Origin of the sequence: Marinobacter sp., from assembly GCF_965229985.1 — a bacterium.
Lineage (GTDB): Bacteria > Pseudomonadota > Gammaproteobacteria > Pseudomonadales > Oleiphilaceae > Marinobacter.
Map to the genome: position 1 here is coordinate 1,977,085 of NZ_OZ245935.1, position 20,055 is coordinate 1,997,139.

18 protein-coding genes are annotated in these 20,055 nt (G+C 58.2%); 4 read left to right on the top strand and 14 right to left on the bottom strand.

What is annotated here, in order from left to right; translation table 11 throughout:
* Positions 1-6 precede the first annotated feature (6 nt).
* On the top strand, positions 7-954 hold the full coding sequence (locus tag ACO06L_RS09100) for a YbgA family protein (RefSeq protein WP_202347828.1): 948 nt from the start codon (positions 7-9) through the stop codon (positions 952-954).
* Positions 955-1,035: 81 nt separating this feature from the next.
* Here the strand turns inward: ACO06L_RS09100 and ACO06L_RS09105 are convergent, their stop codons facing one another.
* The 3 genes from ACO06L_RS09105 to ACO06L_RS09115 form a co-directional block, all read right to left on the bottom strand.
* Entirely contained in the window at positions 1,036-1,767 is a 732-nt protein-coding gene (locus tag ACO06L_RS09105; protein ID WP_064227679.1) for a DUF481 domain-containing protein, read from the bottom strand.
* Between the two features lie 21 nt (positions 1,768-1,788).
* Positions 1,789-2,808, bottom strand: coding sequence for a rhodanese-related sulfurtransferase (locus ACO06L_RS09110; RefSeq protein WP_202347914.1), 1,020 nt, complete (start codon positions 2,806-2,808; stop codon positions 1,789-1,791).
* Between the two features lie 135 nt (positions 2,809-2,943).
* Complete coding sequence (locus tag ACO06L_RS09115) at positions 2,944-3,675, bottom strand: DsbA family protein (protein ID WP_202347829.1); 732 nt, start codon at positions 3,673-3,675, stop codon at positions 2,944-2,946.
* 126 nt (positions 3,676-3,801) lie between these two features.
* Between ACO06L_RS09115 and ACO06L_RS09120 the strand changes: the two genes are divergently transcribed.
* The gene (locus ACO06L_RS09120; protein WP_202347830.1) at positions 3,802-4,776 is read left to right on the top strand and encodes an NAD(P)H-dependent flavin oxidoreductase; all 975 of its coding nucleotides are present in this window, start codon (positions 3,802-3,804) and stop codon (positions 4,774-4,776) included.
* Here the strand turns inward: ACO06L_RS09120 and ACO06L_RS09125 are convergent.
* From ACO06L_RS09125 to ACO06L_RS09145, 5 genes are all read right to left on the bottom strand, one after another.
* Complete coding sequence (locus ACO06L_RS09125) at positions 4,773-6,713, bottom strand: methyl-accepting chemotaxis protein (RefSeq protein ID WP_202347831.1); 1,941 nt, start codon at positions 6,711-6,713, stop codon at positions 4,773-4,775. The two genes, ACO06L_RS09120 and ACO06L_RS09125, sit on opposite strands and share 4 nt — an antisense overlap.
* A 127-nt stretch (positions 6,714-6,840) precedes the next feature.
* Positions 6,841-8,406: a DUF5666 domain-containing protein gene (locus tag ACO06L_RS09130; RefSeq protein WP_421845582.1), complete on the bottom strand. Its 1,566-nt coding sequence runs from the start codon at positions 8,404-8,406 to the stop codon at positions 6,841-6,843.
* On the bottom strand, positions 8,363-8,764 hold the full coding sequence (locus ACO06L_RS09135) for a hypothetical protein (RefSeq protein WP_064227674.1): 402 nt from the start codon (positions 8,762-8,764) through the stop codon (positions 8,363-8,365). The genes ACO06L_RS09130 and ACO06L_RS09135 overlap by 44 nt, the downstream gene beginning before the upstream one ends.
* Before the next feature lie 5 nt (positions 8,765-8,769).
* Positions 8,770-9,618, bottom strand: coding sequence for a DUF6502 family protein (locus tag ACO06L_RS09140; RefSeq protein WP_202347832.1), 849 nt, complete (start codon positions 9,616-9,618; stop codon positions 8,770-8,772).
* Between the two features lie 82 nt (positions 9,619-9,700).
* Complete coding sequence (locus tag ACO06L_RS09145; RefSeq protein ID WP_202347833.1) at positions 9,701-11,185, bottom strand: DUF5666 domain-containing protein; 1,485 nt, start codon at positions 11,183-11,185, stop codon at positions 9,701-9,703.
* Positions 11,186-11,390: 205 nt separating this feature from the next.
* Here ACO06L_RS09145 and ACO06L_RS09150 point away from each other — a divergent pair, with 205 nt between their 5' ends.
* The gene (locus tag ACO06L_RS09150) at positions 11,391-11,564 is read left to right on the top strand and encodes a DUF6435 family protein (RefSeq protein WP_202347834.1); all 174 of its coding nucleotides are present in this window, start codon (positions 11,391-11,393) and stop codon (positions 11,562-11,564) included.
* A gap of 12 nt (positions 11,565-11,576) precedes the next feature.
* Here ACO06L_RS09150 and ACO06L_RS09155 read toward each other — a convergent pair whose 3' ends face one another.
* Together ACO06L_RS09155 and ACO06L_RS09160 are read right to left on the bottom strand one after the other, a co-directional pair.
* Positions 11,577-11,921, bottom strand: coding sequence for a chaperone modulator CbpM (locus tag ACO06L_RS09155; protein ID WP_064227671.1), 345 nt, complete (start codon positions 11,919-11,921; stop codon positions 11,577-11,579).
* A gap of 13 nt (positions 11,922-11,934) precedes the next feature.
* Entirely contained in the window at positions 11,935-12,906 is a 972-nt protein-coding gene (locus ACO06L_RS09160; RefSeq protein ID WP_202347835.1) for a DnaJ C-terminal domain-containing protein, read from the bottom strand.
* Between the two features lie 225 nt (positions 12,907-13,131).
* On the opposite strand from ACO06L_RS09160, the gene ACO06L_RS09165 reads away from it, so the two are divergent.
* The gene (locus tag ACO06L_RS09165) at positions 13,132-14,340 is read left to right on the top strand and encodes an MFS transporter (protein WP_227716027.1); all 1,209 of its coding nucleotides are present in this window, start codon (positions 13,132-13,134) and stop codon (positions 14,338-14,340) included.
* A gap of 2 nt (positions 14,341-14,342) precedes the next feature.
* Here the strand turns inward: ACO06L_RS09165 and fba are convergent, their stop codons facing one another.
* From fba to tkt, 4 genes are all read right to left on the bottom strand, one after another.
* Positions 14,343-15,407: a class II fructose-bisphosphate aldolase gene (gene fba / locus ACO06L_RS09170; protein ID WP_048496096.1), complete on the bottom strand. Its 1,065-nt coding sequence runs from the start codon at positions 15,405-15,407 to the stop codon at positions 14,343-14,345.
* 240 nt (positions 15,408-15,647) lie between these two features.
* Complete coding sequence (locus ACO06L_RS09175) at positions 15,648-16,808, bottom strand: phosphoglycerate kinase (protein ID WP_202347836.1); 1,161 nt, start codon at positions 16,806-16,808, stop codon at positions 15,648-15,650.
* A 29-nt stretch (positions 16,809-16,837) separates the two neighbouring features.
* Positions 16,838-17,869, bottom strand: a complete 1,032-nt coding sequence (gene gap, locus ACO06L_RS09180; RefSeq protein WP_202347837.1) for a type I glyceraldehyde-3-phosphate dehydrogenase — start codon at positions 17,867-17,869, stop codon at positions 16,838-16,840.
* Positions 17,869-19,869: a transketolase gene (tkt, locus tag ACO06L_RS09185; protein WP_202347838.1), complete on the bottom strand. Its 2,001-nt coding sequence runs from the start codon at positions 19,867-19,869 to the stop codon at positions 17,869-17,871. Before tkt ends, gap begins: the two co-directional genes overlap by 1 nt.
* Between the last annotated feature and the right edge of the window lie 186 nt (positions 19,870-20,055).

Genomic DNA, 20,055 nt, shown 5'->3' on the forward strand with positions numbered 1-20,055 from the left:
ACTAACGTGAGCGGCATCCCCGTCGGAATCAGCACCTGCCTGCTAGGCAAAGAAGTTCGCCATGATGGCGGCCATAAACATTCCCGCTATTGCACCCAGGTGCTCTCAAAGCACTTTGATTTCCGTTCCATCTGCCCGGAGCTGGAAGCCGGCCTGGGCGTGCCCCGCCCCGCCATCCACCTGCGCGAGTACAGCGATGGCCTGCGCCTGATTGAAACCAAAGGGGCAGCGGATCATACCGACGCCATGAAGGGCTTTATCGAGCAGATCATGCCTACCCTGGCGAACCTCCGCGGTTATATCCTGATGGCCAAGTCACCCAGCTGTGGCATGGAGCGCATCAAGGTTCATAACGAGGAGGGCAACGTGACCCGCCGCGATGGCCGGGGCATGTTTGCCGAGGCGTTGCTGAAAGCCTACCCGCTGATGCCGGTGGAGGAGGAAGGACGCCTCAATGACGACATGATCCGGGAAAACTTCATTGAACGGGTTTTCGCCTACGACGACTGGATGCAGAACGTGGCCGGCGACCAGCTCTCAGCCAAGGCGCTTATCGAGTTCCACACCCGGCACAAATTCCAGCTTCTGGCGCACTCGGAAAGGATTTACCGCCAGCTCGGCCCAATGCTTGGGGATCTGAAATCCGAACCGCTTGAAGACATTGCGGAACGCTACATTCACCTGTTCATGGAGGCCATGAGCAAGAAGGTGAGCCGGGGTTCACACATGAACGCCATGCAGCATCTCATGGGCTACCTGAGGGACTCAATGGGTGATGAAGATCGCAAGGTACTGATGGAGCAGATGGAGGCTTATCGCCGGGGCGAGGTGCCTCTGGTGGTGCCGATGACCCTGCTGCGCATGGCTCAGCGGAGGGAGCCGGTGGACTACCTGCAGGCCCAGCAATACCTCACGCCTTACCCGGATGATCTCGGCCTCAGAAACAACGTTTGAAATCGGGGTCAGATGAAAAAGGGGTCAGATCACATTTTCATCTAACCGCTTTTTCATTTCATCCCAGGTTCGACAGTTCCATCAGAATCCGTAGATTAGCGAGAGCGACGTTTCAGTGTCGGTGTCTTCAGAGCCTGAGGGCGGATCCGACAGATGCTTGACCCGGAACGCCGCCTTCATGGAGAGATTCCCCACCACGTTCGCCTGCAGTGACGTTTCCGATTCAGTCACCATGTTGTTCTCATCCAGGCCTATTTCCGTGCTCAGCTTCTGGCGGAACAGGGAGTTTTCCGAGAGCGCGTAATCAAACTGGCCGGCCAGGCGGGCGATCGCCTCTTCTTCGGCATCCTCGCCCTGGGCATTCACCATTTCCAGTTTGTTGTAGCGGTAACCGCCACCGACTGAAAGATCCAGGAAGGAACGCTCGCCGGACGTCCACACCCGATTTCCATAACCGGTGGTTGCTGAGGATTCGAAATCGTAGCCGGAGAAGCGGTCGTCCTCGTAGGAGCCCCGGAGAAACCAGTACTGGTTCTTTGAAAACTTGTAGTTGGTTTCCAGGGCGGCAAGATATTTCTCGGCGGTGGTTTCGTCGTCGGTCTCTGAATAATTGGTGCGGAATTCGCCGGTGTTGCGCCAGGTTTCGACTTCATGGACCAGCCCCAGGCGGCCCTTGATGTTGGTCTCTTCGGTATTGCCCGAGGTGATCAGCACACCCAGCTCGGTTTCGCCCTTCCAGTTGTCGGCCTCCTGCGCACTGGCAAAGGGCGCGATAGCAACTGCGGTAATGGCTACAGCCTGTCGTAAATCCATGAAGTCTCCTTTCTGGGTTGGTCAGGCCCCGTCGGTGCTTCTCGCCCTCTCGCCATCCAGGCTTTTCCGGGCCTGACGTTCTCTTTCAGCCTTTTTCCGGGCCTTGCGCTCGGCAATGATGCGCGCGGCTTCTCCGCCCACATGGGCTTCGCCCCGCTCCGCCGCCAGACGCATCTGGCGTTCCCGCTCGGCAAACCGGGCTTTCTGCTCTTCGGTCAGCGAATCGATGCACTGATGACAGCTCACACCCTGCTCATACTCGGGGCGCTGCTTGTCTTCTTCGGTAATCGGCCGGCGGCAGGCATGGCACTGGTCGTAATCACCACGCTCCAGGCGATGGTTGACCGTTACCCGATCATCAAACACGAAGCACTCTCCGTGCCACAGGCTCTGCTCCTCTGGCACCTCTTCCAGGTATTTCAGAATGCCGCCCTTGAGGTGATAGACCTCCTCGAAACCCTGCTCCTTGAGATACGCAGTGGACTTCTCACAACGGATACCGCCAGTACAGAACATAGCCACCTTCTTGTGCTTCGAAGGATCCAGGTTCTGCTTCACGTATTCCGGGAACTCCCGGAAGGTATCGGTCGCCGGGTTGACGGCATTCTTGAAGGTGCCAATTTCCACTTCGTACTGGTTGCGGGTATCCACCAGCACCACATCCGGATCGGAAATCAGATCGTTCCACTCTTTAGGATCCACATACGTGCCAACAATCCGCTTCGGATCGATACCGTCCACACCCATGGTGACGATCTCTTTCTTGAGCTTCACTTTGGTGCGTTTGAACGGCTGGATGTCCACAAAGGACTCTTTGTAATCGATGCCGTTGAACCGCTCGTCGCTGGCGATCCAGGCTTTTACGGCATCAATGCCTTCACGGCTGCCGGCGATGGTGCCGTTGATGCCTTCACGCGCCAGCAAAAGAGTACCGTGCACGTCCTTCTCAAGCATCAGATCCAGCAAGGGCTGGCGGAGGGATTTGTAATCATTCAGGACTGCGAACTTGTACAGTGCGCAGACGACAACGTTGTTGCTCATCATGTTCTCCTGCGGGCCGGACCGTAAATCCGGAGCATGGTTTCAGGTTTGTTCAGAGGCCAGAGCCTGAGAGGGCGCAAATTTTAACCAACTCAGGCTCTCGATCAAGTGCGGGGTTACCCGGGGATCAAATCGTCATTCCGCCTCATTAGCCAGTTCACGCTCAACTACGGCGGAAAGTTGACCCCAGCCCGGCCGTGTCAGGCGAATGTTATCCACCAGAACTGTGGGTGTACTGGTTACCCGCAGCTGCATGGCAACCTGGCGGCTCTGCTCGACAGCTTCACGGTGCAACTCAGTGGTCATGCACCGGCGGAAGCGCCGTTCTTCAAGGCCAAGATCACCGGCGTAGCGGGTAAAGGTGGCAACCGGATCGTTCGAGCCGCTCCACTCGGTCTGGGAATCGTACAGGCGATCGTGCATGGCCCAGTAGGCGTCCTGGTCGCCGGCACAGCGTGCTGCCTGGGCGGCCGGCATGGCATTCTGGTGCTGCTGCAACGGCAGATCAAAATAGACGAAGCGAACCTTGCCGGCGTCCACGTATTCCTGTTTCAGCTGCTTGCTGGCAGAGGAAAAGTTGCCACAGGCGGGGCACTGGTAATCAGCAAATTCACGCACCACCACCGGGGCATCTTCGGGCCCGACAGAGACGCCGTATTGGTCCAGTTGGGCTGGGAAATCGTCGGCATTGGGCGCCGCGACTGGCAGTTCGTCAGAGGTCGGCTCGGGTGCGGCGGTCAGGAAAAAGACACCGAGAAGCACGGCGGCCAGAACCAGCAGACCAATGCCTGCATACAGCGGCTTGTTGGTTTTTGCTTTTTTGGGAGGCGGTGCACCGGTTTCCTTGCGACGTTTTGCTTCACCCATGGAGGGACTCCTTATTGTGTTTCTGGTTTCCGGAATTAATTAGCTCGCGACCGTTTTCAGATCGGGCGTGGCACGCTAAGATCCTTTATATCCTACAAAAGTTCCAACAAAAATTAAGGAATCCTCATGCCGTTGCCCGCTTCCCTGAAAGACGCTCTCTCACTGCCTCTGGTAGCCGCTCCCATGTTCCTGATCTCTGGACCGGAACTGGCGCTTGCCTGCTGCAAGCAAGGCATCGTTGGCAGTTTCCCGGCTTTGAACCAACGCACCAGCGAAGGCTTTGAAGACTGGCTGATCCAGATGAACGAAGAGCTGGCCGCTTTCCGAAGCGCCAATCCGGAAGCAAAAACGGCGCCCTACGCCGTTAACCTGATCGTGCACCGGACCAATCCTCGCTGGCAGGCGGACCTGGAACTGTGCGTAAAGCACAAGGTACCCATCATCATTACCTCACTGGGTGCCGCCAGCCAGGTGGTGGAGGCGGTGCACAGCTACGGCGGTGTAGTGTTCCATGACGTGACCAACCAGAAGCATGCCCGCAAGGCAGCGGAGGCGGGGGTTGACGGTATCATCGCCGTGGCGGCGGGTGCCGGTGGCCATGCGGGCACCACCAACCCGTTCGTTCTGGTGCACGAAATCCGGGAAGTCTTTGATGGCACGATTCTGCTCGCCGGTGGGCTTTCCCATGGTGAGGACCTGCTGGCCGCCCAGGCCCTGGGCGCGGACCTGGCCTACCTGGGCACCCGTTTTATCAACACGTTCGAGTCCCAGGCCGACGAAGCCTACCGGAACATGATCATTGAGGCGGTGTCTGGCGACATTATTCACACACCCGCGGTATCCGGTGTACCCGCCAGTTTTATGCGCCAGAGTCTGGAAGCGGCCGGCTTCCCCATGGACAAACTGAACCAGGCCGGCGAGATCAACTACGGGGAAAAGCTGAAGCCCATTGATGATGAAGCCAAGGCCTGGAAAACCGTGTGGTCGGCCGGCCAGGGCGTCAGCCAGATCCACGACGTGCTCACCGTCCCGGACCTGGTGAGCCGTCTGACCGAGGAGTACAGAAACGCCCGGGAGCGCCTGTTATCGACAGGTTCCTAAACCTGGAACTGTGAGGCTTTATCCTTCAACGAGGTCAGTGTCCGGGCAATCTGGCCGCTGGCCTTGTCGGAGCGCTCAATGGCTTCAACCGTCTGGCGGGAAGAGCCAGCAATATCGCTAACGCTCACACTGACCTCACTGGCATGCCGGCCCTGCTCTTCTGCCACGGATGAAATCGCCAGGGCCCGATCCTGAAGGCTGCTGAGCAGCTGGTTGATCCGGTCGAAATGCTCGTCAGCCCGACGGAATTCCGACGACGACTCTGCAACCTGGCCTGACACTTCACCGATAGCGCTGACCGCCTGTTGGCTGCCCTTCTGCAAACGCTCAATGATGGACTGGATCTCCGTGGTGGACTCCTGAGTCCGGCTTGCCAGGGTGCGGACCTCATCGGCCACCACGGCGAAGCCCCGGCCGGATTCTCCTGCGCGGGCCGCCTCAATAGCGGCGTTGAGAGCCAGCAGGTTGGTTTGCTCTGCGATGGCACCGATCACCGACAGCACCGAACCGATTTCCTTGCTCTGGTGGTCCAGCTGATTAACCGCATCTACTGCCTGCTCAACGTTACGGACCACCTGATCCAGCCGGTTTCGCACATCCCGGGAAATACCGGCGGTGGCCTCGCTCTCGGAACTGACATTACTCACCGATCCGGCGATATCCTGAATGTTTTCCGCCACCTCAGAGATACTACGGGACATGGCATCCATGGTGCCGGACACCTCCGCCACTTCCTGTTCCTGACGGTTCACGGCCGCCACCGCACTGCGGCTGATGTCACCCTGAGCCTGGGCCTGGCCGGCGGCCGATTCGGCAGACTCTTTCACGTCGGAGACCAGCTCCTGGATACGGGCAATGAACCGGTTCACGCCCTCGGCCATCTCCGTAAGCTCATCCTTGCCTTTCATGGAAACCCGGCGGGTAAGATCGGCCTCGCCATCGGCGATACCCCAGATCGCCGAGCTCAAACGGAAAACTCTGGGCAGCAAGCCTCCGCCGAGCACCAGTGCCACCAGCAGGATCAGAACCACCACGGAACCGATTGCCAGCATACTGAGGTTGGCAGAGAGGCTCGAAGCCTCGGCATTCAGCGCTTCAACCGTGCTCTGGATTCTGGAGCGGGTGTCTGAATCCATGCCTGCCAGCTGCTGCTGAAGGCGCTGGTTCACCTGTTCGGTTTCCGCCTCCAGGGTGTCGCGGAGGGCATCAATGCTGCCGGTGATGGTAGCGCTGAATTCCTGCTCCAGAGCCGCCAGGTCCTGATTGATGCCTTCGAGCGACAGTCCCAGCTTCAGCTGACCAATGGCGGAACCCTGGGGAGCGATATCGGCAGTGATGATGACCACGTTGGGGTCGCGACGTGCCGCATCCAGGACCCGATTTGCCGCACCACGGCCTTCCCCCTGCTCCATTAAGGTGCGCACGCGGTCATCGGTGCGATCCACATAACGGGTCAGGCGATCACCGTACTGGTCGTAATACACCGCGAACAGCACCGATTCCCGGGCGTCGGCCAGTTCCACCAGATCGGTCAGGCGGGGTACATCCCGATCCCAGATCAGCGGAGCAGCGACGGCAGCCAGCACATCGGCCAGCCCCTGGGCTTCGGCCATGACAGCGGTTCGAACGTTGCCGGCAACACGTTCCTGTTGGGCAGTCTGCTGGCGGGTAAGTTCGGCGGAGAGTTCCTCGGTGGTCTTCTGCCGCATGGTCTCCAGACGGGTGCGGACATCCTCGCGGGTATCCCCGAAGGAGGCACTGACTTGCTGACTGCTGGCCTCAAGGGCAGACCCTGCGGTGTTGACCAGGCTTTCCACCTGACTGGAAATCAACCACTGGCTGACCAGAACCTGAACCAGGCCGGCCACCACCAGAACAATGAAAACCGGTCGGAGAAGGCGGCTTGAGATCAGCCGCCTGATAAAACTGAGTGACATACGGACTCCGCTAGCATGTGTGCTTCATGCATCCTGCACAGTCGGTAACAGCGTCCCTGCGAAGCGTGTCCGTATGTATAGCAAAACCCGGGCCGGCGTGGGCCGCATTTATGTACGGGTTTTGTAGTTAATCGTCATCGTCTTCTTCGAGTTCGATTTCGTCGATCACATAACGTGTGCCGATAAACTCGTATTCAACCTCCACTTCAGGCCTTTGGCCAGAATCAACAAGTCCTTGTAGCTCACTTCGCGGAGTGTCGAACTCGGTATTCGGATTGATGAACAGGTCTACTCCCAACACCTGAATCCGGTCATTCACCATTTCCGAGATTCGACCGGTTAGCTCGAAACCTCCATCAGGCGAATCATCCTCGCGTTCAATTTTTAGAGCCTCTAGATAAACGCTGCCGTCACTACCGGAACGCTCGAATCCCTCAATTTCCAGCTCACGTGGCAACGCCAGATCGCTAAGCGAAAGGCGGGATTCGTCATCATCATCGGTGATGATCGTCAGTGGAGTGACCTGAACAAGAACACCACCGACTCTGAACTGACCCGCCGATAAATCGATTTCCTCTGCGGGGCCACCATCAAGTTCCGAATCCGCCTCGCGTAGCTCGATTTCTTCAGCAGTCACCGAACCGTCGGACTCGAACTCGCCTTCGACCTGAATGAGCAGTCTCTGAACCAAATCATCGGGACCAGAGAGTCCATCAAACTCGGTGTCATCTGTCACACGCACCGTGATGCCATTGACCGTTAAGGTGCCTGTTGACTGACTGAAGGCGGCGGAAACAGGGCCCACGAACTCGATATCTTCATCCGTACCCTGAAGGTAACGCCGAGAATCATCTGGCCTGATTTCCTGCGCCATCAGGGTGTTACCAGAAAGCAATCCTTCTACTTCCACCGCATCACCATCTGCCAGATCGACCAGACTCAGGCCATCAGGCGTCGCGCCGGAGTAATTAACCAACTGGGATCCAATCATGAAATCTGTTCCTGTGAGGCCGGAGACAATTCCCTCCAACTCCACTTCATTCATGGAATCAAAATCGTCGCTATTGCTCGGCGTCCGAAGACCCAGATAGCTTGCTCGAAATTCTCCGTTCGGCAGGCGCCATCCCGACATCCGCACAAAGTCGTCATCAGCAAGGTTTTCTACCAGCGTGCCTTTCACCACGGTTTGAGAATCAATTCTTACAGTCTGACCGAGAATCTGAACCGTCGCCGTTTTGCTGACAACGTCCCAGGGAGTCAGGATCTGCACCCTGCCACGCAGCGTATCGTCATACTCGACAGTATCCGCATCACCAAGTCCGGTCTCTCGCCATTCGCCATCAACCCGCAGGATCATACCGACGACGAGGCGGGATTCCTGATTGATCCCATCATCACCGACGACAGTCCGATCCGTACTGAACTCCACACCATTTACAAACACACTGCCAAACCCGGAAACCGGACCAACACTTGAGCCGGTGCCCCGTATACCACCATCGGCAATATCCAGGCCTCCGCCTCCCGAGCCACCGCAGGCGGAAATAGCACCAAAGGCCACCGTACCGGCTGCCAGCCCGAAAACACGATTGCGGAGTTGCCGTTTCATAGCTTTCTTCTCCCTGTCCGGCGTTCCCGGCCGGTGCTCTTCAGTAAACATCGTTATAACGCCTGCGAGGAATTTCGTCTTCATGCCTGAACACTTTGTTGATCCGTGACTCACCATGCAGGCGGGGCTGCGACGGCGCGTAAACGCTGCGTCTAAGCAAGAGGTAACCGTTATCCAGGGACTCAACTACGCCCTTACGAAGCAGTTCATTCAGCACCACTGTCGGTGCAAAATCCGGGTTGGTCGCCCGCACCAGATAGCTGAAAGAGTTCGATGAACGATTGTCGGTCATAAGCATGACAGGGTGGTGATGCTCATCGAGAAACTCGCTGGAGCTGATCCAGGAGCGAATCACCTGCCGGGACGATGCGGAAAGTATTGTGCTTGCAAGCTCCGTTGGCTCCCAGCGACAAATGATGTTCGGCTGCCTCGTGAGACTCATAGCACTCAATCTCCTTTCGGCTCTTTCCCGGCAGGCTCTTCAAAGAAGAAGATGCTCACGCCGGTGCGGACCGGGTCCCCGGAGTCACTGCCAGACTTCTGCCCCGCTATATCGCGATCATGGGGACCAAGCCACTTGTCCAGTTGTTCCAGCAATGCCTGGGACTGGGCAGCAGCATGCTTGCGCCAGTTCTCCATCACTTCCGGAGGAATGTTGTTGTAGGTCAGGGTTCTCTGGAACAGTGGTGGCTGCCCGGACTCGCCACTGACCAGATTATGATCAATGGTCGCTATGAGATCTGATACGTCCTCGCCGAAAATCTGGAGCATTTCCTCGCTGTCTCCGGCCGGTACATAAGCCCTTTGCTGCAGTATCAGTCGGCCCGATTCACCGTCTACCGACACCACGCCTACCCGAAGCAATTCATCCAGCACGGCGCGGGGCGGCATGTCACCGCTGTAGCGCTTGACCAGTTCGCTGAAACTCCCCGGGCCGTCGAAAGACAGCATGGCTGGCTCGCCGTCTTTGGCCTGAAAGACCGCATCGTGAACCCAACCTGATACCACCCGGGACGCCCGGTTGGCATGAATTACATCGCGGCTCCCAGCATCTTCCCCTGCCAGGATCTCCCGTTGGCGCTTCACTTCCTTGCGGGTCAGCCCGGTCATAACCGCGGCGCGTGAGTCCGTGGGCTTTCGCCGGCCGTCGGTAAAGTCCTCCAGGGCGGCTTCCACGTAGGCACGTTTCACCAGCTCGGAGAACTCCCCGAAGGGAATGCCGTTTCGCAAGAGCAACCTCGCCAGAGGGCGCAGAATGCGAAACAGCGCTTGATGCAGGGGGTTGGACTTTTTCATGTTTGGGATTGTATTCCCATAGCCACGTCGAAAGCCAGGAGGCGGGCCGACAACAGTCCGGCCCGCGCCTTCGGCTCACTGATCAATCATCACCACTGTCATCATCACTGTCGTCGTCACTGTCGTCGTCACTATCGTCGTCGACTTCGACATTGTCGGTCAGCTCATACTGGCCGCCGTCGGTCTGGCGATACTCGATTTCCACTTCATCGCCAACCTGGGCACCGGATAGGCTATAGCCATTGCGGAGCACCTCAAGATTCATGATGGTGATCGAGTCGGCTCCGATCGCAGTCACCCGTGCTTCGAGTTCGAAATCGTCATCGTCGTCATCATCCTCGCGCTCAATGCTGAGGGCTTCGAGGAATCCGCCCTCACTGCTGCGCTGGCGGCCTTCAATTTCGAGATAGTCACCCACCTGCAGGCTCTGGACATCCTGAACGCGACTGCGCCGTTCATCGTCATCATCGTCGTCGTCATCAATCAGGGTATTGCTGGTGAGCTGAACCCGAACGCCACTGACGAGCATGGATTCATTGGCCAGATCAATGGATTCGATAAGGCCATCCAGTTCGGCGTCGGACTCCCGGCCCTCGATCTCCTCAGCCACAAGGACACCATTGCGGAAATCCCCTTCCACTTTCACAAACAGGCCATCGGCCAGGCTGCTTTCGCGGAGATCGTCGAACTCGGTACCCCCGTTAATCTGGACTCGCACCCCATTTACCGAGAACTGACGGCTGGCAGAGTCATAGTCGTATATGCTTCCGGAGATTTCGACGTCGTCATCATCGTCGAAGAGGTCATCCTCGTCGTCGATTTCTTCGGCCATGATGGTGTTGCCGTTCAGAGTCCCTTCCACTTCCACCACGATTCCGTCTGCCAGATCATCCAGGGAGAAGTCGTCATCGCCGACAGCACTGGTGTAATCGATCAGAAAACCATTGATGGTGAAGGTCTCGGCGCTTGTATCCAGGTTGGCGACAACGCCTTCAATTTCCACCTCGTTGTCGTCATCGAAATCGAGGCCGATGGCACGGGCGCCGACAAAGCTGGCCCGGAAGCTGCCATCTTCAAGGCGCCAGGCGCTGACCCTTACCCGATATCCCTGGGGGTTGCCGGCAAGGGCAGCAGGCGTCGCGCCGCGGAAGACGGTTTTGCCGTCCAGCGAGATGCTCTGACCGAGCATTGTCAGGCTACCGGTACGGGTAACCTCGTCCCAACTCAAGGCCGAAATCGGCCCGCGCAGGGTATCGTCATAACTGACCCTGTCGGCCCGGCCCTGGCCACGGTCATCCCAGTCGCCCTCAACTTTGAGGATCATGCCCTTTTCGAGCTGATCCTCGCGCTCCAGGCCATCGTCGCTGCTAACGCTGCCATCGGTCTCAAAGCGAGTACCGTTAACGTAAACACTGCCGAAGCCCGATACCGCCCCAACACTGGTACCCGATGAGGTGCCACTGGTGGAGGTGTCTCCGGAGCCACCGCCACCACAAGCGACAAGGGCACCGGCCAGAGCCCCGGTCATGGCCAACTTCACTGCGATTGCTAAAGGTTTGCGATTCATCGTTCTTCTCCAGGCTTGTTATTGCGTCCGCGGGCGACCACGCTTAACCACCCAACCGTAAATTGGGATATTTTTCCCAATCCATTATTTGGGAATTTAATCCCATTTTTTGAGGCTGTCCAGTTTTTGATCATGAAAATTTTGTGAACTTTATGGAGTGGAAAACGTAAATCTTTGAACAGTCAGTCAAAACAGGGTCAAAACCATGCTGGGATTCTTGAAAGGCGATCCGAAGAAAAAACTGCAGAAGGAATACGAGGCTAAGCTCGCCAAGGCACTGGATGCCCAGCGCAATGGCGATCTGAGAACTCATGGAACGCTAATGGAGGAGGCGGAAAAGATCTACGCCGAGATTCAGGCGTTGGAAGAAAACAAATAGGCGGGGGAGCGTTTACTCCCCCATCAATTGCCGGATGCGGTGATTGAGACGACCGACTTCCCGACGCATTTCCTCCACCTCGTCGAGCAACTCGAGTGACATGGCAAGGCCGGGCAGATTCATTTTCAGGTCCCTTTGTAATCTCTGAGCCTTGCGCAATCGGCTCAGGGCAGCGATATCGAACTCCCATTGCCGGGCCTCTGGAGAGTCCTCAAGCGGGGCAATAATCCCGTAGTCCACCAGTTTGATGACAAACTCGGCATGGCACTCGCCACGCTCGCAGATTTCACGCAGGGTGAAGGTGCTGCCATCCTGGTCGAGCACCTCTACCGTCAGAATATGATCTTGCTTGCTCATACCTTACTCCCGCTTAAACGTGAAGCTTGCTGCGTGGATTGAAGTTCTTCTCTGCCTCTGCCAGTTGCTCGTAGAGCTTCTCGGCTTCCGGGCTGTGTTTCTCGGGCATGGCGATTTGCAGAATGACAATCTGATCACCCGGATGTTTGCCCGGGAAGCCCTTGCCCTTGAGCCGAAGCTTCCGGCCACTGGTGGAGCCCTTGGATACTTTCACATTCACCTTTGAGCCTACGGTCGGTACGGTCACCGTTGCACCCAGGGCCGCCTCCCAGGGCGCTATCGGCACAGTTACCAGGACATCCCGGCCCTCCACGGAAAAATGTGGATGTGGCGCAAGCTCCACCTCGATGAACAGATCTCCCGGCTCACTACCGCCTGCACCTGGCGCGCCCTGGCCTTTGAGGCGGATGTGCTGGCCTTCGCGCATGCCGGCCGGGATCTTCACTTTCAGGGTCTTTTGCCGTGGAATCACCCGGCCATGCTCATCGGCCTCGTGGACCGCGAAAGACACCTGTTTTTCACAGCCGTGAAACGCCTCTTCCAGGAACAGCGCAATCCCGGCGTGCACGTCCTCACCGCGCATTTTCATGTTCTGGCGGAAACCGCCCCCACCAAAGCCACCGGAAAAACCGCCCCGGCGGCCACCACCGAAAATCTCTTCGAAGAATTCGCTGAACTGGCGGGCGTCGGCTTCGGTATAACCACCACCACCGAAGCCAGCCCCACTCTGCCAGCCCGGAGGTGGCTCGAAGGAACCATCCGCACGGGCGCCGTATTTACGCAGCTGGTCATATTCCGCCCGTTTTTCGGGATCTTTCAGTACTTCGTAGGCTTCACCAACCTCTTTGAACCGGGTGTCGGCATCCTCTTCCTTGCTGACATCCGGATGGTATTTCCGTGCCAGCTTTCGGTAGGCCTTTTTAATCTCCTCGGCGGAGGCAGACTCACTGACACCGAGTACGGCGTAATAGTCTTTGAAGTCCATGGCACTCCTCGTTACTGATCATCATGCATGATCAATTATTGATCTCTGATACCTATATTTGACGCTGGCAGCGAAAATACAAGCACCCAGTGATGCCCAGTTGCGATAGATCAAACGCGGCGGAACTTGTGGCCATGCCCACTGTGGTAATTCGTATAGCATCTTGTTTCGGGAAAGGTGACAATTGCCGGTTTTACTCTTTCCACCGGCTTCAGGGAGTGCTTTTTGAGCAGCGAACCAGCCACACGACTCCGGATTTTCCTGATCGAATTCGCATTGGCCCTGGGTGGCTTTGCCATCGGTACCGGGGAGTTCGCCATCATGGGCCTGATGCCCAATGTGTCGCAGGATCTCGGTGTCACCGAACCGCAGGTGGGACACCTGATCAGCGCCTATGCGTTGGGGGTTGTGGTGGGGGCTCCGCTCCTGGCAGTGATCGGCGCCCGCTTTTTCCGGCGCCAGTTGCTGATCTGGCTGATGGGCTTTTATGCGGTTGGGAATCTGGCGAGTGCCCTGGCGGCGGACTATACCGGGGTCATGGTTGCGCGCTTTGTGGCAGGCCTCCCTCACGGGGCGTATTTCGGCGTAGCCTGCCTGGTGGCGGCTTCCCTGGTACCGGTCCATCAACGAGCGAAAGCGGTCAGCCGCGTCATGATGGGCCTGACTCTGGCGCTGCTGCTGGGAAACCCCATGGCGGCCTGGATGGGGCAGTCGCTGGACTGGCGTTACGTGTATATGTTCGTGGGCCTGATTTCCGTGATCACACTGACCATGGTGATCTCGGTGCTGCCGGTGGATCCGCAGGAACAACGGAAGGGGTCGTTCAGCGAAATCCGGGCTTTCAACCGGGCCGGTATCTGGTTCGCCCTGGCCATCGGCGCTATCGGCTTCTCCGGTATGTTTGCCGTGTTCAGCTACCTGGCGCCCACGCTGCTGGAAGTAACAAAGGTTGAGGAGTACTGGATTCCCCTGGCCCTGGCAGTGTTCGGGCTGGGCGGCTTTACCGGCAATCTGCTCGGCGGCTGGTTGTTCGATCGGTTGGGATTTCGGGCGGTCGGCGTCATTCTGTTGCTGAGCGCCTGCATTCTCCTGGTATTTCCATCCACCACCGGCACGCTTCCAATATTGCTGGTTGCCTGTTTCCTGGTAGCTATGATGGGTGCTCTGGGACCGGCACTGCAGACCCATCTGATGGATGTAGCCCATGGCGCCCAGAACCTGGCGGCCGCCTCACATCATGCCGCCTTCAACGTTGCCAACGCCCTCGGGCCCTGGCTCGCGGGTATGGCAATCACAGCGGGGTTCGGCTGGTCATCGACGGGATACGTCGGGGCTACTACGGCAACCCTGGGGCTGCTCATTTTCCTTGCGGCCTGGCGCCACAAACAAAAAGGCCCCCGCAATGCGGAGGCCAATCAGGTTCCGATCTCTTAAGCTTACTTGACCTTGGGGTCCAGCTCGCCAGAGGCGTAGCGCTCGAACATGCGCTCAAGGTTAACCGGCTTGATCTTGCTGGCATTGCCGGCACAACCGAAGGCTTCGTAGCGTGCGATGCACACTTCGGTCATGGCCTTCATGGTTTCCTTCAGGAATTTGCGCGGGTCGAACTCGGCCGGGTTTTCGGCGAGGAAGCGACGGACCGCGCCGGTGCTGGCCAGGCGCAGGTCGGTGTCGATGTTGACCTTGCGCACGCCGTGCTTGATGCCCTCTACGATTTCTTCAACCGGTACGCCGTAGGTTTCCGGGATCTCACCACCGTATTCGTTGATGATCTTCAGCCACTCCTGGGGTACGGAGCTGGAGCCGTGCATAACCAGGTGGGTGTCCGGGATGCGGGCATGGATGGCTTTGATCTGGTCGATGGCCAGGATGTCGCCTGTGGGCGGACGGGTAAACTTGTAGGCGCCGTGGCTGGTGCCGATGGCGATGGCCAGGGCATCAACGTGGGTTTTCTTGACGAAGTCCGCCGCTTCTTCCGGGTCGGTCAGCATCTGGCTGTGGTCCAGGGTGCCTTCGGCACCGATGCCGTCTTCTTCACCGGCCTGACCGGTTTCCAGGGAACCCAGGCAGCCCAGCTCGCCTTCTACGGAGACACCACAAGCGTGGGCCATTTCAACGGTGCGACGGGTTACGTCGACGTTGTATTCATAATCGGTGGGGGTTTTACCATCTTCACCGAGGGAGCCGTCCATCATCACTGAGCTGAAGCCCAGCTGGATGGAGCGCTGGCACACGGAGGGGCTGGTGCCATGGTCCTGGTGCATGACCACCGGGATGTGCGGGAATTCTTCGATGGCCGCCAGGATCAGATGGCGCAGGAAGGGAGCGCCGGCGTATTTGCGGGCGCCGGCGGAGGCCTGGACAATCACCGGGGAGTCGGTTTTGTCGGCGGCTTCCATGATGGCGCGCATCTGTTCCAGGTTGTTGACGTTAAAGGCTGGCACACCGTAACCATGCTCGGCGGCGTGATCCAGCATTTGCCGCATCGAAATCAGGGCCATGGGTCGTCTCCTTCATTTGGACTATGGGTAGTTGAATTCTGTTTCTGTGCAGGACTCCTCTGGTCTGGCCTGGAAGTCTGCTGCGGCAGGTGGGGGAACCCTTCCCGGGACACGCTGTTAATACGTCCCTGTACGCTTGACTGCAGCATCCTTGCTGCAGACAGTCCCGAGAAGGGTTCCCCCACCTGCCTTGCGATTCTGGTCTTGTTGTTGGACCCGATCAGAACCGCTTTTGTTTGTTTACTCGCCGCGTTCTTCCAATACCGCTACTGCCGGGAGTGTTTTCCCCTCTACGAATTCCAGGAAGGCGCCGCCACCGGTGGAGATATACGAGATTTTGTCAGCAACGCCGTACTTGTCAACGGCGGCGACGGTATCACCGCCGCCGGCGAGGGAGAAGGCGTCACTTTCGGCGATGGCTTCGGCCAGTGCCTTGGTGCCGTTGCCGAACTGGTCGAATTCGAAAACGCCAACCGGGCCGTTCCAGAGGATGGTTTTGGCGTTCTTCAGTACGTCGGCGAACTTGCCGGCGGTTTCCGGGCCTACGTCGAGGATCATGTCGTCGTCGCTGACGTCGGCGATGTTCTTGGTCGTTGCGGTGGCGGTTTCTGCAAATTCACTGGCAACAACCACGTCGACCGGCAGCGGGATTTCAACGCGGCTGGCGATTTCTTTGGCGGTGTCGATCAGGTCGTGTTCGCACAGGGATTTGCCAACCGGGTGACCAGCCGCTGCCAGGAAGGTGTTGGCGATGCCGCCGCCCACGATGATCGAATCGCAGACCTTCTCCAAAGCGTTGAGGACGTCCAGTTTGGTGGAGACTTTGGAGCCACCAACAATGGCCACCACGGGCTTGGCCGGGTTATCCAGGGCTTTGCCCAGGGCTTCCAGTTCGGCCGCCAGCAGAGGGCCGGCGCAGGCTTCGGGGGCGAATTTGGCTACGCCGTGGGTGGAGGCCTGGGCGCGGTGGGCGGTGCCGAAGGCGTCCATTACGTAGACGTCGCACAATGCCGCGTACTTCTTCGCGAGGTCTTCGTTGTCTTTCTTTTCGCCTTTGTTGAAGCGTACGTTTTCGAACAGGACGACTTCGCCATCGGCCACTTCAACGCCATCCAGATAGTCCTTGATCAGACGAACTTCCTGGCCCAGAACCTTGGTCAGGTGGTCGGCGACGGGCTTCATGGAGGAAGCTTCGTCGTACACGCCTTCTTCCGGGCGGCCCAGATGGGACATCAGCATGACTTTGGCGCCGGCGTCTTTCGCGGCCTTGATAGTCGGCAGTGACGCGCGAATGCGGGCGTCGCTGGAGACTTTGCCGTCCTTGACCGGCACGTTCAGGTCTTCACGGATCAGCACTCGCTTACCGGCGAGGTTAAGGTCGGTCATTCTCTTGATGGCCATAACGTTCGTCCCTTCAACAAAATTTCAGATTAAGAATGTTTGGTTAACCAGCTTTTGCTGACATCGAGCATCCGGTTCGCGAACCCCCACTCATTATCGAACCAGCACAGCACTTTCACCATGGTGCCCCCGGTTACCCGGGTCTGGCCGCCGTCTACAACGCCGGAGTGAGCGTCATGGTTGAAATCGGAGCTGGCCAGCAGTTCGTCGGTATAGCCGAGTATGCTCTTCAATGGGCCGTTGGCGGCCTCTTTTAACAGTTTGTTCACCGCTGCCACGTCGGTGGCTTTGGCCACGTTCACTACCATGTCGATGGCGGAAACGTTCATGGTCGGTACCCGCATGGCCACCGAACTGAACTTGCCTTCCATGCTCGGAAGTAACCGCTCAATACCTTTTGCAAGACCGGTTTCCACCGGAACGATGTTGTGCAGGGCGCTGCGGGTTCGTCGCAAATCCTGGTGGTGGTAGGCGTCGATGACCGGTTGGTCGTTCATTGCAGCGTGGATCGTGGTGGTACTCCCCTGCTGCACGCCAAAGGCGTCGTCCAGTACCTTGATCACAGGCACCAGACAGTTGGTGGTGCACGAAGCAGCGGCAACGATGACATCATCAGCCGTGAGATCGGCGTGGTTAACACCATAGACCACGGTGCGATCGACGTCCGACTCGGCCGGCTGCGAGAACAGCAGCTGTTTGGCGCCGGAATCGATGTGTTTCTGGGCCGTGGCACGATCAGAGAAGGCGCCGGAGCATTCCAGCACCAGATCGACATCCAGCAGACGCCAGGGCAGTTCTGCCGGATCAGCATGACTCAACACACGGATGGCATCTCCATTGACCATGAGATCCTGGCCCGATACCGAAATGTCACCCTGGAAACGGCCATGGGTGGAATCGTATCGGGTCAGGTGGGCAATGGTGTCGATATCCGACAGCTCATTAATAGCGACCACCTGCAGGTGGTCGCGGAAGCCATTTTCATAAAGCGCCCGCAACACGCACTGGCCGATTCGGCCGTACCCGTTGATGGCGACACGAAAAGGCGCAGAATCTGTCATCAGGCGTCCAGCAGCTCAGCAGCCACTTCCAGAACGTTGTCGACGGTGAAGCCGAATTCCTTGAACAGCTCGCCAGCAGGGGCAGACTCACCGAAGGTGGTCATGCCGATGATGCGGCCGTCCAGGCCAACGTACTTGTACCAGTAGTCGGCAATACCGGCTTCGATGGCGATGCGGTTGGTCACGTCCAGCGGCAGAACCTGCTGCTTGTACTCGGCGCTCTGGGCATCGAATACATCGGTGGACGGCATGGAGACCACGCGAACCTTGTTGCCCTGCTCCCGCAGTTTGGCGGCAGCGTCCTGGGCCAGGCCGACTTCGGAGCCAGTGGCAATCAGGATCAGGTCCGGTGTGCCTTCGCTGTCTGACAGAATGTAAGCGCCCTTGGCCACATCCGCGAGCTGCTGTGCATCGCGCGGCTGTGCCGGCAGACCCTGACGGGAGAACACCATGGCTGTCGGGCCATCGGTGCGCTCGAGAGCTGTTTTCCAGGCCACTGCAGATTCAACGGTGTCAGCGGGGCGCCACATGCTCATGTTGGGCGTGGTGCGCAGGCTGGCCATTTGCTCGATCGGCTGGTGTGTCGGGCCGTCTTCGCCCAGGCCGATGGAATCGTGGGTGAACACGAAGATGGAACGCTGCTTCATTAGTGCGGCCATGCGCACGGCATTGCGGCAGTATTCCATGAAGATCAGGAAGGTAGCGCCGTAGGGTACGAAACCGCCGTGCAGGGCGATACCGTTCATGATGGCGGCCATGCCGAACTCGCGAACACCATAGTAGATGTAGTTGCCGCTGGCGTCTTCTTTGGTCAGACCCTTGGTGTCGGACCAGATGGTCAGGTTGGAACCGGCCAAATCGGCAGAGCCACCCATCAGTTCCGGCAGCAGCGGGCCGTAGGCGTTCAGGGTGTTCTGGGAAGCCTTGCGAGACGCCATGGTCTCGGCCTTGTCCTGGCACTCCTGGATGTAGGCCTGGGCCTTCTCGGCGAAATCAGCAGGCAGTTCGCCGGCCATGCGACGCTTGAACTCAGCCGCCAGTTCCGGCTCGGCCTTCTCGTAGGCGGCAAACTTCTGCTCCCACTCGGACTGGGCAGCGGCACCTTTTTCACGGGCATTCCAGGCACTGGCAATGTCGGCCGGGATTTCGAACGGTCCGTGCTGCCAGCCCAATTGCTCGCGGGTCAAGGTGATTTCGTCGTCACCCAGGGGGGCGCCGTGACAGCTTTCCTTGCCCTGCTTGTTCGGGGAGCCAAAGCCGATGATGGTCTTGCAGCAGATCAGAGTGGGCTGATCGGTGTTGGCACGGGCCGCTTCGATGGCCGCGCGAATAGCGTCGGCGTCGTGGCCGTCGACGGCGGGAATCACTTGCCAGCCATAGGATTCGAAACGCTGCGGCGTGTTGTCGGTAAACCAGCCTTCGACCTCGCCATCAATGGAGATACCGTTGTCGTCATAGAAGAACACAAGCTTGCCGAGACCCAGAGTGCCGGCCAGGGACGCCACTTCGTGGGAGATGCCTTCCATGAGGCAGCCGTCGCCGAGGAAAGCGTAGGTGTAATGGTCAACAATCTCGTGGCCCGGACGGTTGAACTGCGCTGCCAGGGACTTTTCGGCAATGGCGAAACCAACGGCGTTGGCAATACCCTGGCCCAGGGGTCCGGTGGTGGTTTCAATGCCCGGGGTGTAGCCGTACTCGGGATGGCCCGGAGTCTTGGAGTGCAGCTGACGGAAGTTCTTGATGTCGTCGATGGAAACGTCGTAACCGCTCAGGTGCAGCAGGGAATACTGCAGCATGGAGCCATGACCGTTAGAGAGCACGAAGCGGTCCCGGTTGGCCCACTGAGGGTTGGCCGGGTTGTGGCTCAGGTAATCGTTCCACAGAACCTCGGCGATATCCGCCATACCCATGGGCGCACCCGGGTGGCCGGACTTGGCTTTCTGAACCGCATCCATGCTCAGCGCGCGAATGGCGTTGGCGAGATCTTTACGAGACGGCATTGACGTTTCTCCAGTGTTTTGCAGGAAAAGAATTCGTAGTGATTAAAGGGCGATCAAAAATGAGGCGCGTATTTTCGCCGATTAGTGTGTGCCGGGGCAAATCGGCATGCGCCTGTTTCACGATTGTTTGCCTGCGGATTTCCGAAAGGGCCTGATTTCAAAGAACGATAAATCTATATCAAAATT